Source organism: Nonomuraea sp. GTA35 (assembly GCF_041950525.1).
Classification (GTDB): domain Bacteria; phylum Actinomycetota; class Actinomycetes; order Streptosporangiales; family Streptosporangiaceae; genus Nonomuraea.
Genome location: NZ_JBGNUV010000011.1, coordinates 38,460 through 53,139, shown reverse-complemented (window position 1 = coordinate 53,139; position 14,680 = coordinate 38,460). Strand labels below are relative to the sequence as shown.

The 14,680-nt window shown below is 70.7% G+C and carries 10 protein-coding genes; 6 read left to right on the top strand and 4 right to left on the bottom strand.

The window, feature by feature from the left end; all coding sequences use genetic code 11:
* Positions 1 to 56: 56 nt before the first annotated feature.
* Positions 57 to 5,690: a LamG-like jellyroll fold domain-containing protein gene (locus ACBJ32_RS39220; RefSeq protein ID WP_375131058.1), complete on the bottom strand. Its 5,634-nt coding sequence runs from the start codon at positions 5,688 to 5,690 to the stop codon at positions 57 to 59.
* On the opposite strand from ACBJ32_RS39220, the gene ACBJ32_RS39215 reads away from it, so the two are divergent.
* Positions 5,680 to 5,991 carry a hypothetical protein gene (locus ACBJ32_RS39215; protein ID WP_375131057.1) on the top strand — a complete coding sequence of 104 codons (312 nt, stop codon included), beginning with the start codon at positions 5,680 to 5,682 and terminating at the stop codon, positions 5,989 to 5,991. The two genes, ACBJ32_RS39220 and ACBJ32_RS39215, sit on opposite strands and share 11 nt — an antisense overlap.
* A gap of 118 nt (positions 5,992 to 6,109) precedes the next feature.
* Here the strand turns inward: ACBJ32_RS39215 and ACBJ32_RS39210 are convergent, their stop codons facing one another.
* Entirely contained in the window at positions 6,110 to 7,318 is a 1,209-nt protein-coding gene (locus ACBJ32_RS39210; protein WP_375131056.1) for an MFS transporter, read from the bottom strand.
* A 59-nt stretch (positions 7,319 to 7,377) separates the two neighbouring features.
* Between ACBJ32_RS39210 and ACBJ32_RS39205 the strand changes: the two genes are divergently transcribed.
* Positions 7,378 to 8,376 (top strand): helix-turn-helix domain-containing protein, encoded by a 999-nt coding sequence (locus ACBJ32_RS39205; RefSeq protein WP_375131055.1) that lies wholly within the window; start codon positions 7,378 to 7,380, stop codon positions 8,374 to 8,376.
* A gap of 116 nt (positions 8,377 to 8,492) precedes the next feature.
* Here the strand turns inward: ACBJ32_RS39205 and ACBJ32_RS39200 are convergent, their stop codons facing one another.
* Positions 8,493 to 9,761, bottom strand: a complete 1,269-nt coding sequence (locus ACBJ32_RS39200; RefSeq protein WP_375131054.1) for a hypothetical protein — start codon at positions 9,759 to 9,761, stop codon at positions 8,493 to 8,495.
* 108 nt (positions 9,762 to 9,869) lie between these two features.
* Between ACBJ32_RS39200 and ACBJ32_RS39195 the strand changes: the two genes are divergently transcribed.
* Entirely contained in the window at positions 9,870 to 10,592 is a 723-nt protein-coding gene (locus ACBJ32_RS39195) for a TetR/AcrR family transcriptional regulator (protein ID WP_357890788.1), read from the top strand.
* Between the two features lie 144 nt (positions 10,593 to 10,736).
* Here the strand turns inward: ACBJ32_RS39195 and ACBJ32_RS39190 are convergent, their stop codons facing one another.
* Positions 10,737 to 11,384, bottom strand: coding sequence for a LacI family DNA-binding transcriptional regulator (locus ACBJ32_RS39190; protein ID WP_375131053.1), 648 nt, complete (start codon positions 11,382 to 11,384; stop codon positions 10,737 to 10,739).
* Between the two features lie 227 nt (positions 11,385 to 11,611).
* On the opposite strand from ACBJ32_RS39190, the gene ACBJ32_RS39185 reads away from it, so the two are divergent.
* Genes ACBJ32_RS39185 through ACBJ32_RS39175 form a run of 3 tightly spaced genes read left to right on the top strand, consistent with a single transcriptional unit; the run spans position 11,612 to position 14,675 of the window.
* A complete protein-coding gene (locus tag ACBJ32_RS39185) occupies positions 11,612 to 12,922 on the top strand; it encodes an ABC transporter substrate-binding protein (RefSeq protein ID WP_375131052.1) in 1,311 nt (436 codons plus the stop codon).
* Positions 12,919 to 13,851 (top strand): carbohydrate ABC transporter permease, encoded by a 933-nt coding sequence (locus ACBJ32_RS39180; RefSeq protein ID WP_375131051.1) that lies wholly within the window; start codon positions 12,919 to 12,921, stop codon positions 13,849 to 13,851. The genes ACBJ32_RS39185 and ACBJ32_RS39180 overlap by 4 nt, the downstream gene beginning before the upstream one ends.
* The gene (locus ACBJ32_RS39175; RefSeq protein ID WP_375131050.1) at positions 13,848 to 14,675 is read left to right on the top strand and encodes a carbohydrate ABC transporter permease; all 828 of its coding nucleotides are present in this window, start codon (positions 13,848 to 13,850) and stop codon (positions 14,673 to 14,675) included. Before ACBJ32_RS39180 ends, ACBJ32_RS39175 begins: the two co-directional genes overlap by 4 nt.
* The last annotated feature ends 5 nt before the right edge of the window (positions 14,676 to 14,680 follow it).

Here is a 14,680-nt window from a genome sequence, read left to right as displayed (position 1 = left end):
CGTGGAGTCAGGCAACGCGGGGGCCGGCGGCGGTCGGACCGCCGGCCCCCGCCGGGTCAGCCGGGAATCGAGGCGATCTCCGTCGGGACCGCCAGCATGTCGATGAGCTGCTGCGAGGCCACGCCGCGCAGCACCCACACGTCATCGATCACGCCGGACCAGGCCTTGCCCGCCGGGTAGGCGCCGCCGGACAGGCTCCGGCCGACCTGGAGCGAGGCGATGGGGCCGAAGGGACGGGTGCGGTGGCGGAAGGACAGGTTGTCCGCGCCGCTCGCGGCCTCCTTCACCCCGTTGACCCACAGCGTGACCGTCCCCTCGGTCGCGTCGTAGGTGACGGCGAGATGGTCCCAGTCGCCGAAGTTGCCCTGGTGGAACATGGAGTGCTCCACGCCGGCCGTCGTCGCGCCGGCGCCGTCCTTGTCCGGTACGTCCAGCACGTAGCGCTGCTTGCCCGGGTCGTAGCGCACCGTGATCGCGCTGTTGTGCGATCCCGCCAGGCCGAGCACGGTCATCGGCCTGCTGGGCTCTCCCGGGGTGGACACCCACGCCGAGACGGTGAAGCTGTCGCGGGTGTCGATCACCGGCCCGGTCGCCGCGGCGTAGTCGTTGTTGCCGCCCGGCAGCTTCAGCGCCCCGCTCGGGGTTCCGGCCGGGGACTTCACGAGCACCTCGGCGAAGTCGGTGGTGATCTTGGCGGCGCCGTTGAGCGTCAGGGGGTAGGCGACGCCCTGCCCCGTGTCGGGGCTGCCGGGCGGGGTGCCGGTGGCGGTGTTGAGGTGCCACTTGCTCTCCACCACGGGCTTGATCGTGTACAGGTCCCGCACCTCGTCGGCGGTCACCACCCGGTCGAAGACCCGGACGTCGTCCACGACTCCCGGCGTGTAGTTGGCGAACTGCCCGTTGTACAGGCCCCGGCCGATCTGGAAGGCGTTGCCCGCCGCCCAGGCCGCCGAGCTCATGTCCCCCGGCACGCCTTCCACGCCGTTGACGTAGAGCCGCAGCTTCTTGGTCACCACGTCCTGCACGCCGACCAGGTGGGTCCACCCGCCGGGTCTGGCCGGCTCCCTGGAGTACGCGGTGCCGGCTCCGGTGGTGCTCGCGTCGGCCTGGACCCGCCACAGCTTCCACTTCTTGTCGGCCGGGTCGTACTTCAGGTAGAAGGGCGAGTTCTTGGTCGCGGCCTGGCTGGCCACGACGAAGTGGGTGGTGGGCAGCGTGGCCGGCATCTTCACCCACGCCGACACCGCGAGGTTCTGGGTGGTGTCCACCACCGGGCCGCCGGTGGCGGCGTAGGAGGTGGTGCCGTTCAGCCGCATCGCGGTGCTCAGCGCTCCGGGCGCGCCGAGGGTGGCGCCGCCCTGCGGCGTGGCCGGGTAGGCGCCCTGGGCGTCGGCCAGCCGGGGCGCCCCCGCCGCCTCGTCGAGCTTCCAGTGCGCCTTCGGGGCCTTGCCGTCGGCGACCCAGAACTCGTAGGTGCCGGTCGACCAGTTGTTGGCCGCGTCCCACGCCGTCACGTACAGGGTGTTCAGGCCGGCGTGCGTGGGCATCGCCTTGATCGACTCGGTGGCGGTGGTCCTGGTCTTGGCCGCTCCCTCGGCGGGGTCGGTGTTCATCGCCCACGCGTACTTGCTGACCCGGGTGTCGAGGGCGATGGTGAACGTGCCGTACCGGCCCACGCCGTCGGTGGGGACCTGGTCGGGGTCGGCCGGGTCGAGCGCGGGGTAGCCGTCGGCGCCGGTGGAGGTGACCTTCGGCTCGGGCAGGGCCCTGGCGTCGTAGACGAAGTAGCAGGCCGTGGCGTTGCCGTCCCAGCTCCACGGGCTCCACGCCCGCCCGTCGGAGGCGCGCACGCCCCAGTGGGCGACGACGCCCTGCGGGATGAGGTTCTTGGGGATCACCACGCTGAAGGAGGACTTGCGCGGGCCGTTGGCCGACATCTTCTTGACGGTGCCGAGGTTCTTGACCTTCTGGACGCCGTTCTCCGTCCAGATCACCTGGAACTGCGCCTTGAGCTTCTCCCCTTCCACGCCCTTGTTGTCCGGGTCGGTGAGGTTCTTGGCGAACAGGGTCGGCAGCCGGTTGAACGTGGCCGGAGTGGCCGGGCCGCGGCAGGTGCCGCCGGGGCTGGAGGAGAGCTGGCTCATCTTCGGCTGTGCGGGCGGGCTGTTGTAGTGCACCCGGACGAAGGCGTTGCGGTCGAAGCGCTTCCAGGCGAGCTGGTCGCCGCCGTCGCGGGCACGCAGGCCGAAGGTGGTGTTCGACCAGCCCTTCCTGGCCGCCTCCTGGACGGCGCTGGTCACGTTGAACAGCACGTCACCGGCGGGACAGCCGGAGCTCCAGCCCTTGGCCACGTTCCTGCTGTCCAGCCTGCGCACCCAGTTGTCGGAGGTCGAGTTCCAGGTGGAGCCCGTCCCGAAGCTCTTGGCCAGGTAGATGTCCACGACGCGCTTCCTGCACGAGGTCGCGAAGGTCTCCTGGGCGTGGAACTCGGCCGAGATGATCTGCTTGTGCGCGAACCTGGCGGTGGGGACGCGGTAGAACAGCCGCTTCTCGTACCAGCCGTTGCAGTAGCGGCCGGCGGGCGGGTAGTCGCGGGGGCAGCGGCCCATGCCCTCGTTCTTGGTGAAGTTGTACTTCGACCATCCGGCGCTGGAGACCATCAGGCGGGCCGAGGCGCGGGGGGTGTCCCACATCGGGTCGATGTAGAGGGGGTAGGTGGTGTCCGCGCCGGTGAGCAGGGCCGGGTCCGGCTTGAGCGTCATCTCGCCGCCGCTCACGCTGGTGGTCACGGTGGCGATCTTGGAGGTGTCGCCGGGCTGGCTGGCGGAGGCCTCCACGACGCCGTTGTCGGTCAGGTCCTCGCCGGGGTTCTCCCCGCCGTCGTCGGCCGTCGCCGCCCGCAGGGCAGACGCGGTGGCCGGCGCGGTGGAGTCCCACATGATCGGCACCGGGGCCTCGTAGACCACGCCGCCGGTGGTCTCGTCGACCGCCTGCTGGGTGCCGTCGTCCGCCGTCCGCACGCTGAGGCCGGGGGCCGACAGGCCCAGCTTGATGGTGGCCAGGCGCGGGTCCGCGGCCGCCGCGGCGGTCTTGACGACCAGCACGTGCGAGAACCCCTCCGGCTCCACCCGCACCCGCAGGTCCACGTCCGCGCCGAGGACGCCGGGGTAGACGGCGGAGTCGCCGTCCAGCCACGGCTTGGGCAGCGCCGTGGGCCACGTCAGCGACATCGGCCGGCCTGCCCGGTTGATCGTCACCAGCGGGCCGGTGCCACCGCCGGACAGCTTGATCTCCGTCGGCACCGCGTTCGGCACGATCGACCCGTCGGCCAGCTTGCGCAGCTTGGTGTCGACGGGCGTCCAGACGCCGTCCTTGACCACGCGAACCGGCTGGAAATGCTCCTTGGAGGTGAAGCTGCCGTCGGGTGTGGCATACACCTCGCGGGTCTCGCCGCGCTCCGACAGCACCTCGACGAGCTGCCCGCTCGCGGCCGCGGCGGCCAGCGCCTCCACCTCGGTCTGCTTCGGCTCCTTCGACAGGCCCCAGGTGTTCTCCACCAGGGAGACGTTGTCCAGATGGACGGTGATCGCGCCCTTGCCGCCGAGCTGGAAGACCACCTCGGCCGCGGTGGTGTCGAGCGTGGAGGTGAACGGGAAGGAGTAGCGCTGGCGGCCCGTCTCCAGCTCGACGCTCTGCGCGAGCGCGGCGCTGTAGGGCGCCTCGCCCTCCTGCACGGCCACCTCGACGGCCACGTCGGCCGAGGCGCGGGCGTCGAACGACACTGTGTAGGTGCGCCCGCTGATCAGGCTGCCGGTGAGCTGCGTGACGACGGCGTCGCCGGGCTCGGCCGCGCCGTCGGCGACGGCGGCCCGCAGCTCGCCGTTGTCCACGGTGAGCGCCGGGTTGCCCGCCGACCACCACGGCACGATCGACGGCCCGTCCAGCGTCCCGTTGCGGACCAGCTCGGTCCTGGCCGGCTCGTCCGGCCAGGCCAGCGCGCCGAGCCTGACCGGCTGCCCGGACGGCACGCCGAGGGCCGCGGCGACATCGGCGGGAAGCGCCGCGCCCGCCGACTCGGCCGGGCTGCCCGGCACCAGCCGGTAGTCCCCGGCGTCGGCGTTGACCACGTAGCTCGTCTCCTGGTAGCGGGAGTTCGCGTCGCGGCCGGTCGCGGCCTGGAACTGCGCCAGCGACGGGTGGTGGATGCTCGAACCGGTCACCCGCGACCACTGCACGAGCGTGGCCGGCGTGTCCGCACCGGTACGCGAGTACCCGTTGTGGTGCATCTGGGCGGCCGGGATCATGCCGTCGGCGCCGACCCGGCGCCCGGACTCGCCGGTGTTGTTGTCGGTGGTGTTGACCAGCGGCGCGGTGCTCGTGCCGCCGGCGATCACGTTGTTCATCAGCGTGATGTCGGCGGTGTCCCACGTGATGCCCAGCGCCTTCTCCGCGTCGGTCGGGCAGACGTCGTCCGCGCCGGGGCAGGTCGGCCGCGCGTCCTCCTGCACCGCGATCGCCTGCGCGTTGCCGACGGAGGTGTTGTTGATCACCCGGACGTGGTTCGAGCCCAGCAGGCTCAGCCCGGTCATGCCGTTGCCGGCCAGCACGTTGGAGGCGATCAGCGCCTGGCCCGAGACCTTGTAGTGCAGGCCGTGCCGGGAGTTGCCGCGGATCAGGTTACGGATGATCGTCATGTCGTGGCACGACAGATCGCACCACAGGCCGACGCCCTGGTTGGCCTCGAACACGTTGTCACGAACGGTCGCGCCGGTGACCCGGGTGGCGTTCATCCCGGCGCCTGCCAGGTGGTAGCCCTTCGAGAAGCCGAGCTGCTCGGTGTTGTTGCGCACGACCCGGTTGTTCTCGACCGTCAGATTCGCCGACCGGTGCGCCCCGATGCCCAGATAGCCGTTCTCGGCGATCGCGTTCCCGCTCACGCGCACGTCGTCGGCGTTGACCAGCAGGCCCGACGCCGCGTTGTGGATGATCGTGTTCTTCTCGAACACCATGCCCCTGGCCTGCGCGATGAGCGCGGCCGGTTCCTTGGTCTGGTTCTGGCTGCTGCCGAAGTGGGCGAACCCGAGCCCCCGCACGACCGACCCGTCGGCGCCGGCGAAGAAGTGCATGCCGCTCTTCCTGGCCGTGATCTCGACCCTGCGCCCTGTCGGGTCGCTGCCGATGTAGGTCCGGTCGCCCGGCCCGTCGTGGAAGAAGGTCCCCGCCCTGACCTCCTCCCTGGTGGCCACCTGGCGCAGCGGCTCCCCGTCGAGGAACACCATCTGCGGATCCCCGCCGACCGGGTTGTCGTCGTTGAAGTGCAGCGGGTTCATGCACTCGTCGTAGGCCGGCGCGGTGGCCCGGCACACGCTGGCCGGGTTCCAGCCGTCCAGCCGCCAGGCGTTGCCGTCGGCCGTCAGCTGGCCCTGCTGGATCTCCGAACTGCCCTTGAACCAGACCTTCTCCCCCGGGTACGGCTGCAGCGTCACCGGCGCGGCGACGTTGCCCAGCCGTTCACGGTACTCTCCGGCGCGCAACACGATCGTGGTCATCCTGCCCGCCGCGGCCCTGGCCACCGCCGCCCCCGCGGTCCGCAGCGGAGCCTCCATGGTGCCGGCGCCGGCGTCGTTTCCGCCGGGGGCCACGAAAATCGCGTCAGCCGGTACGGGATACGACGTCGGAATGATGGACAACGGGGAAGTCACCTCCGCGGCCGGCGCCGACGTCGCGGCGGCGGCCGGTTTTCCCCCGGGGCCCGATAAAGTCAGCAGACTCGCGGCGACCATCGTCAACGAGACGATGACAGCCGCACCCCGTAAACCCATGAATTTTCCTCCTAGGACGGTTTTTCGGCAGACGGAAGACGTCATCAGGGGGTTTCACAAAGGTGAGCAGATGAATATCGGCGGTCGTTTACCCGCACCCGTGACCGCGTCCGACATTCGGCATCACGATATCGACCGGCGTGTTTCCGGTCGTCCACCCAGGATTTGACGATGACCGTCAATCCGCCGCGGTAGGCGTAGCGGAACTCCACCTGACGCGGTACGCCCTGGGCGCCCTCGCCGGGGACGCGTCCAGGCCGGCTCGCCGAGAAGGGGCAGCCGCGGGTTCAGGCACGCGGCGGCGCGAGCACGCGCCAGAGAACCCGTACGGCCAGCAGGGACGCCGCGCCCGCCGCGCCGACGACCAGGCCGGGCGCCACCACCTCGCCCAAGGCCCCGCCGCCGGCCGCGAACAGCCCCTGCGACGTCATGGTCCCGGTCAGCGCCAGCCCGAAGGCCTGGCCTCGGTTCGCCTCCGGCACCGCCGCCAGGAAGCGCCGGGCCAGCCCCAGCTGGTAGGCGACCCCGAACCCGGACACGGCGAGCAGCAGCGCCGCGATGACCGGTCCTGGCGAGAGCACGAACCCGAGCAGCGGCGCGCCGAGCAGCAGCGCCAGCGGCCCGGCCAGCCGTTCCCGCCGTTCCGGGGTGACCAGCCGGCCGATCGCGAGGTCACCGGTGAGCATGCCGAGCGCCACGGCGGTGAACAGCAGCCCGGCCGCGTCCGGCATGCCGATCTGGACGGCGTACGGGACGAGCACCCCCTCGGCACCGACCACGAGCGCGGGCGGCAGCCACTGGGCCAGCAGCAGCGAACGGATCGCCGGCCGGCGCAGCAGTTCGCGATTGACGCGCCAGGTCTCGCGTACCGCGTACCCGGCGGCCGGGCCGCGGCGCGGCTGCTCGGCCAGCCGCAGGCGCAGCAGCGCGGCGGACAGCAGGCAGCCCGCCACCGTGATCCACAGCGCGCCGTGCGGGCCGAGCGCCGCGATCAGCATCCCGCCCACGGCGAAGCCGAGCACCTGCGTGCCGCCGGCGGCCATGGAGAACACGGCCCGGCCGAGCACGTACCGGTCGCCGTCGAGCAGTTCGGGCAGCAGCGCGCTGCGCGCCGCTGAGGCGACCGCGCCGGGGATGCCGGTGACGAACACCAGCGCCAGCATCGCGGTGGAGGAGAGCAGCCCGGCGGCGAGCACTGCGGCGACCGCGGCGCGGACCAGGTCGTAGCCGACCATCACGGCCCGCGGCGGCCACCGGTCGGCGTACGCCAGCAGCAGCGTGCCGCCGAGGGCGTAGGGCAGGAAGCCGGCGACGTAGGCCAGCGCGGCCAGCAGGGGCGAGCCGGTGCCGGCGTAGACGGTCACCGACAGCGCGAGCATCTTCACCGTCTCGCCGCCGAGGAAGAGCGTGTAGCCGGTGAACAGCACGCGGAACTGGCCTACCGCGAACACCTCGCGGTAGGTGGCCCGCGCCGGTGCGGGCTGGGGTGTCGTCATGCGGGCCAGTCTCGGGGCGGTGCGGACGGAGGCGTTAGGCTTTCGCGTGGAGGCGAAAGATGCTTGCCATCGAAGTCGGGCCGGTCGACGTGGCGCACACCCGCTACGCGATCTCGCCGCTGGGTGAGGCGATGAACGCGCTGCGGGTCGCGGCGGGCAAGCAGCCGGCCGGGCCGCTGCGGCCCTGGGCGGAGCGCATCGCGCCGCGGTACGCGCGGCTGCTGCGCGAGACGCCCGCGGTCGGGGCGCTGACAACGCTGTTCCGCCGTGGCGGCTACAACGCCGACTTCATCCATCCTCCGCCTTCGGGCTCCGGCGACGACTTCGCCGTCGAACTCGCCGCGGTGCGGGCGACCCCGCTGCCCCAGGTACGCGCGGAGATCGCCCGCAACCTGGCCGGGCTGCGTACGCCGCCGCGCCACGTCCAGCAGATCCTGGCCGCCCCGGACGTGCTCACCCGGCTCTCGGACGCGATCGAGGCGACCTGGCACGCGCTGGTCGAACCCGACTGGCCGCGGCTGCGTACGGTGCTGGAGCGCGACCTGGTGCACCGCGCCGGGCACCTCGCCATGTACGGCTGGGCCGCGGCGCTGTCCGACCTGGATCCGCGGGTGGGCTGGCGCTCGGAGGGAGCCGACGGTGTGATCGAGGTGCGCACCGGCCCCCGCAACGAGTGGGAGCGGCACCGGCTGGGCGGCAAGGGGCTGCTGCTGATGCCGACCGTCTTCGGCACCCTCATCAGCTACGTCGAGCCGCCCTGGCCGTACGCCCTGGTGTATCCGGCGCGTGGCGTCGCGAACCTGCTCGGGCCGCCGCCCCCGCAGGCCGGCACGGCGGCGCTGGCGCGGCTGGTCGGCCCGCACCGCGCGCAGGTGCTGCGGGCGCTCGCGGTGCCGGCGACGACCACGCAGTTGGTCCGCCAGCTGGGTCTCAGCCTGGGCGCGGTCGGCGGCCACCTGGCCGTGCTGCGCGAATCCGGCCTGGTCACGCGGACGCGGACCGGCCGATCCGTGCGCTACGAGCGCACCCCTCTGGGCGGGACCCTGGCCGGCGGCTGAGCGCGGCCACCGGTGACAGGCGGCTCCCGGCCCGCCGCCCCGGCTGGCGCATCGGCCACCCGGTCGCCGTCCCAGCGCCCCGGCCGGGCCCGGACGAGCCGACGGCGGGCGCGTTGTCACCGCGCGTCCATCGGGTGCTGGAAGTTGTTCAGCAGCGTGAAGCCCAGCCTCGCCTCCTGCGGGATCGGGCCGAGCTCCACCGGGGCCGAAACGGGCTCCAGGCCGACGCGGTAGAGCTTGGCCGTGTCGATGTCGTTGCCCGCGCCGGAGGCGATGATCAGGGAGCGGCGATCCTTGGACAGGGCCGCTGCGATGACCGGCGACTGGGTCGCCGGAGCGACTTCCCTGAGCACCTTGACCTCTACGTTCTGCACATACTCGACGTCGTCGCGGGCGAGCCGGGGGGCGACCCGGGCGGTGTAGAAGTCGTTGTCCCCTCCTTGGCAGAGCAGTTCGGTGGTGTCGAGCCAGGCCAGGGGCAGGCAGCCGCGCAGCCCGCCGTCGTCGCGCACGACGACCTCCATGCCGAACGGCTTGTGCGTCGGCTCGTCGTCGTGCCCGTCGATGGTCCGGTCGATGAGGTCGAGTTCGGCGCCTCGCACCGACGACAGGCCCTTGGCCACCGTGGTGGGGTCGGCGGCGAACCTGCCGGAGGGGTGGACGACGCCGGGGCACACGACGGCGATCGACCGGATGACGCGGTAGTAGATCTCGTCGCTCTCGTTCTTGATGCACGCGATGCTGAGCCGGCGTGGCGTGAGCAAGCCTTTGGAGTCGGCCGAGTAGTACCGCAGGCCGCGGCGGAACCAGAGTGAGCCGTCCGGCGCGAAGCCGGGACGGTCGTCGGAGAACGTCTCCGTCACGTACCCCTTCTTGTTCGATCGCTCGGTGAGGTCCGTGAACGCACCCGTGCCGAGGTCGAGCCAGCCGACGTGCTTCGAGTCGTGCTCGGAGGCGCCGTTCACCTGGACGGCGATCCGGCGACCGTCCGGCGAGACCGGGCTGACGCCGGGGTCGCCCGTGTCACCGCAGAGGCTGCGGACCTCCGCTTCCTCGCCGCCCGCCTTCGCGGCGATCTCGGTCAGGAGGGGGTGGAGCGTGGCGCTGGAGAAGCTCACGGCAGGCGTGCGGAAGGCGTCGTCGTACGCCGTGACCTGCCAGTGCTCGTCGGCCCGTGAGCAGACCACCGGTCCCCGCGCGGCGAGCAGGGCGGGCAGGCTCCTGGCCGCCTCGGCCAGCGCCGCCTTCCGGGGGTCCGGCGTGGGAGTGGGGCTCGTGGGTGGCGGCGCGGGGACGGCGACCGGGCCGAACGGGGTCGAACAACCGGTGGTGGCAAGGAGGATCGCGACGGCCGCGGCCGCCCAGCCGCCTCTGGCAGTGCCCATCGGAGAACTCCATTCAATGATGATCCTTAAAAGAGTGAATACCATTAACCATGTGACACCGCTTCACCGCAAGTCGCGGCGCCAGGCGAAACGCGCGAAGATGGCCCTGTGACAGCGCTGACGAGACGGGAGCGACTGCGGGCCGAGCTCGAACGCGACGCCAAGGCCGCCGCCCGGAGAATCGCGGCGGAGGAGGGCGTCGAGGGCCTGACCCTCGCCGCCGTGGCTCGCGCCGTCGGGGTGACGCCGCCCGCCCTGTACCGCTACTTCAACGGCCGGGCAGGGCTCGTGCGCGCCGTCTACGACGACCTCACCTCCGAGTTCATGGACAACGTCGCCAAGGCCCTGCACCGCCAGGACCCCGACGACGTCAGCGCCCAGCTCCACGCCGCCACCCGGGCCGTGCTCGACTGGTCGATGGCCAACAAGGTCGAGTTCGACCTGCTCATGGGCGCCGCGTACGTCAAGATCGCCGACTCGGAGGAGGGCATTCCGAAGGTCATCGCACGCGAGCTGGGCGGTTTCTTCGGGGTGCCCTTCGCCCGGCTGTGGCGCGAAGGGCGGCTGGTCATCGACGCGGACGAGGACATCGATCCCGTCCTGGCGGAGCAGTTGCGCACGTACCGGACGCACGTGGGCCTGGACTTCCCGATCGGCGTGGTCCTGCTCATGGTCATCTGCTGGCGGCAGATCTACGGGCTGCTCTGCATGGCCGTGTACGGGCACCAGGAGTTCGCCTTCGACGACCCGATGCCGCTGTTCGAGCACATGATGGACCATCTGCTCGGCATCCTCGGGCTGGAGCGGAGCCCCAACCTGCGCGTGCCCTGACCGACACCCGCTTCGACGAGGACGGCGGCATCGCCACGATCCTGGCCCTGATGCACGACACCCGAGGAGCCGACGAGAGCTGCGCCGGCTTCGGGAGGACCCGCCCCGCCGTGGACGGCGACGGCGTGCGCGGCCACGCTCTCATCAGGGTTCGGGGTGGGGCCGGGCGGGCGTGCCGTTCGGGCTTCCCGGCGACCCGGGTCCGGCCGGCGCCGTCCCCTCGCATGGCGCGGGCCGCGGGGAGGCGGTGGAGCGGCGGACCACCAGGGTGGGCGTGACGGCGAAGCGCACCGCGGCGGCGCGGCCGGCGATGCGTTCGAGCAGCAGCCGGCCGGCGGTCCTGCCCATGATGGCGCCGTCCTGGTCGACGGTGGGGCGGGGGTCGAGACCCAGCAGCTCGCGCGCACCCTCGTAGCCGCCTTCCTCGGTGCAGGAGGTGGCCGCGAGCGCCATGTGTCCGGCCAGGCCGTGCTCGGTCATGAGCCGCTCGTGGGCCCTGGCCCGGATGGTGCGCAGCAGGACGGCGGAGCGGCCGGAGGCGGTGTCCTTCTGGGTGATGTGCGCGACGCGGCGGTGTCCGAGCCCGATGAGGTGCTCGACGACCAGTTGGGCGCCCAGCTCGTCGTCGTCGAGCACGCAGTCGTACAGCGCCGGGGCCTGCACCTTCGTGCGCATCGCCTCGCTGACGCCGTAGGCGGTGCGCAGCACCTTCGACACCGCCGTCGTGGACACCTGGGCGTGCTGGGCCACATCGGTGATCGTCGCTCTGCGCTGCCGACCTCGTGTGACCATGCCCCGCCTTCCAGATTCGACGCCCGTCCTTGATGAGGTCGTGGGGATGCCACGCGATGGGCAACGTTATCCAACCAGCGAGAGGCGGCTATTGCCGATGCCTGACCCACCAGGGTCACGATCGAGGACCGTTATCCAATTTGCCTCTTGACGCTCTCTCAAAGTAACGCTTACGTTAACTGCCATCGGGGGCCTCTTAAAACGTTTCAACGACCTGGAGGGGCGTTGTGAAGACCTCGCACCGCACGATGGGAGCGGCCCTGGCCGTCCTTGCGATGGCGGCTCTGACCTCGTGCGGCTCAGACTCGGGCACCGAGCCGGGCGGCGGTGGCGGCGCCGTCACCTTGAAGTTCCTCGTCGACAACAGCCAAGCAACCGTGGACACGGCCAAGGCGCTCGCGGACGCCTTCATGAAGGCCAACCCCACGATCAAGATCGAGACGGAGACCCGGCCCGGCGGCAGCGAGGGCGACAACATCATCAAGACCCGGCTCTCGACGGGCGACATGTCGGATGTGTTCTGGTACAACTCGGGCTCGCTGCTGCAGGCGCTCAACCCGGCCCAGACCATGGTGGATCTGACCGGCGACCCGGTGCTGCAGCACGTCCAGAAGGACTTCCTGCCCGTGGTGAGCCAGGGCGGCAAGGTGTACGGCGTGCCCGCCGGCACCGCGATGGGCGGCGGCATCCTCTACAACCGCAAGGTCTACGAGCAGCTCAAGCTGGAGGTGCCGAAGACCTGGGCCGACTTCATGGCCAACAACGACAAGATCAAGGCGGCCGGGATCACGCCGGTGATCGGCACGTTCAAGGACACCTGGACCTCGCAGCTGTTCGTGCTGGGCGACTACTACAACGTGCAGGCCGCGGTGCCGAGCTTCGCGCAGGACTACACGGCCAACCAGGCCAAGTTCGCCACCACGCCGGCCGCCCAGGCGGGCTTCCAGCACCTGGCCGACGTGCACGCCAAGGGCTACATGCAGGAGGGCTTCGGCTCGGCCACCAACGACCAGGGCATGAAACTGCTGGTCGAGGGCAAGGGCGCGCACTACCCGATGCTGAGCGCCCAGCTCCCGCCGCTGGTTGCCACCATGCCGCAGGCAGCCACCGACATCGGCTTCTTCGGCATCCCCGGTACGGATGCTGCCAAGAACGGCGCCACGATCTGGGAGCCTGCCGGCATCTACATCGCCAAGAGCACCGAGAACCTGGAGGCGGCCAAGAAGTTCCTCGGCTTCGTCGCCTCGCCGGCCGCGGCCGACGCGGTCAACAAGGTCGTCCAGCCGGCCGGGCCGTACCGGATCCAGGGCGCCGAGCTGCCCGACGACGCCATCCAGGTGGCCAGGGACCTGCAGGTGTACGTGGACGAGGGCCGTACCGCGCCCGCGCTGGAGTTCGTCTCCCCGGTCAAGGGCCCGTCGCTGGAGCAGATCACCGTCGCGGTCGGCTCCGGGCTGACCCCACCCGCCGAGGGCGCCGCCCAATACGACAAGGACGTCGAGAAGCAGGCCAAGCAGCTGGGCCTCGCAGGGTGGTGACCAAGCAGCACACCGGACCCCACACCGAGCCCGGCCCCACCCCAGGACAACGACACACCCGCCCCGCAGCCCGCCGCAAGTCGGCCTACCCGTACTGGCTGTACCTGCCCGCCGCCGCGGTGTTCGTCGTCATCTTCCTGATACCCACGGCGATGGCGTTCTACTTCGCCCTCACCCGCTGGACACTCTTCGACAGCACCTACGTCGGCCTCGACAACTTCCGCGACTTCCTCGCCGAACAGAACCTGCGCATCGGCTTCCAGAACACCATCATCTACGCCGTCCTCACCAGCGGCCTCAAAGTCATCCTCGGCCTGCTCCTCGGCGTCCTGCTCACCAGCAGACTACGACTGTCCGGCTTCCTGCGCTCGGTGGTGTTCTTCCCCACCCTGGTCTCCACCGTCGCGGTCGGCATCACCTTCGCCATGCTCCTCAAGCCCCAGACCGGCCTGGTCAACCAGACCCTCGCGCTGGTCGGCATCGACGGCCGCGACTGGCTCGGCGACGCCACCACCGCCCTGCTGTCAGTAGCCCTGGTAGACGTCTGGAAAGGCGTCGGCCTGGCCACCGTCATCTACATCGCCGGCATCATGTCCATCCCCACCGAGTACTACCAAGCCGTCGCCGTCGACGGCGGCAACGCCTGGCACCGCTTCCGGCACATCACCCTCCCCCTGTCCTGGCCCGCCACCTACTCCGTCATCATCCTGTCCCTCATCGGCGGCCTACGCTCCTTCGACCTCATCTGGACCATGACCCGCGGCGGCCCCGGCTTCACCAGCGACACCATCGCCTCCATCATCTACAAGCAATACCAAGCCGGCTTCTTCGGCCTGTCCACCGCCGGCAACGTCATCCTCTTCCTCGTCGTCACGGCCATCGCCGTGCCGCTCAACCACTACCTGGGCAAGAGGCAGGTGACCGCATGAAGACACTTCGCAGGCTCAGCGCCGAAGCCGTCGTGCTGGTCCTGGCCACCGCGATCTTCCTGGTCCCGTTCGCGCTCATGCTGCTCACCGCCGTCAAGGACCAGACCCAGGCCACCGACCTCGACTTCGCCTGGCCCACCAGCTGGCCGATCGTCGAGAACTTCATGGCCGTCATCGAGGCGCGCGACTATGTGCTGCTGCGCGCCTACGTCAACAGCACCATCATCACCGTCGCCTCGGTCACCCTGCTCGTCATCTTCGGCGCCATGGCCGCGTTCGCCCTGCAACGCCGGCCCGGCAAGGTCGCCAAGCTGGCCGACTTCCTGGTGCTGTCCGGACTGATCATCCCACCCGCCGTCGTGCCGACCATCTGGCTGCTGCAGGCCATCGGCCTGTTCAAGACCCTGCCCGGCATGATCCTGGCCGAGGTGGCCTTCCACCTGTCCTTCGCCATGCTGCTGTTCCGCGCCTTCATCGCGGCCATCCCGCGCGAGCTCGACGAGGCCGCCCAGATCGACGGCTGCAGCGGCCTCCGGCTGTTCTTCCGCGTGATCTTCCCGCTGCTCCGCCCGGTCACCATCACCGTCATCCTGGTCAGCTCGGTCAACATCTTCAACGACTTCGTCAACCCGCTCTACCTGCTACCCGGAGACGACAACGCCACCGTCCAGGTCACCCTCTACAACTTCCAGAGCCAGTACAACACCCAATGGAACCTGCTGTTCATGGACATCGTCCTGATCACCATCCCACCCCTGCTGCTGTTCATCTTCTTCAACCGCAAGATCGTCGCCGGCATGACCGCCGGCGCCATCAAGGGCTAAGGAGC

What these genes read in the sequence shown, in the direction of transcription:
- ACBJ32_RS39175 (WP_375131050.1), top strand. Translation starts at nt 13,848, where the DNA reads ATGAAGACACTTCGCAGGCTCAGCGCCGAAGCCGTCGTGCTGGTCCTG.
- ACBJ32_RS39205 (WP_375131055.1), top strand. Translation starts at nt 7,378, where the DNA reads ATGCTTGCCATCGAAGTCGGGCCGGTCGACGTGGCGCACACCCGCTAC.
- ACBJ32_RS39210 (WP_375131056.1), bottom strand. Translation starts at nt 7,318, where the DNA reads ATGACGACACCCCAGCCCGCACCGGCGCGGGCCACCTACCGCGAGGTG.
- ACBJ32_RS39200 (WP_375131054.1), bottom strand. Translation starts at nt 9,761, where the DNA reads ATGGGCACTGCCAGAGGCGGCTGGGCGGCCGCGGCCGTCGCGATCCTC.
- ACBJ32_RS39215 (WP_375131057.1), top strand. Translation starts at nt 5,680, where the DNA reads ATGATGGACAACGGGGAAGTCACCTCCGCGGCCGGCGCCGACGTCGCG.
- ACBJ32_RS39190 (WP_375131053.1), bottom strand. Translation starts at nt 11,384, where the DNA reads ATGGTCACACGAGGTCGGCAGCGCAGAGCGACGATCACCGATGTGGCC.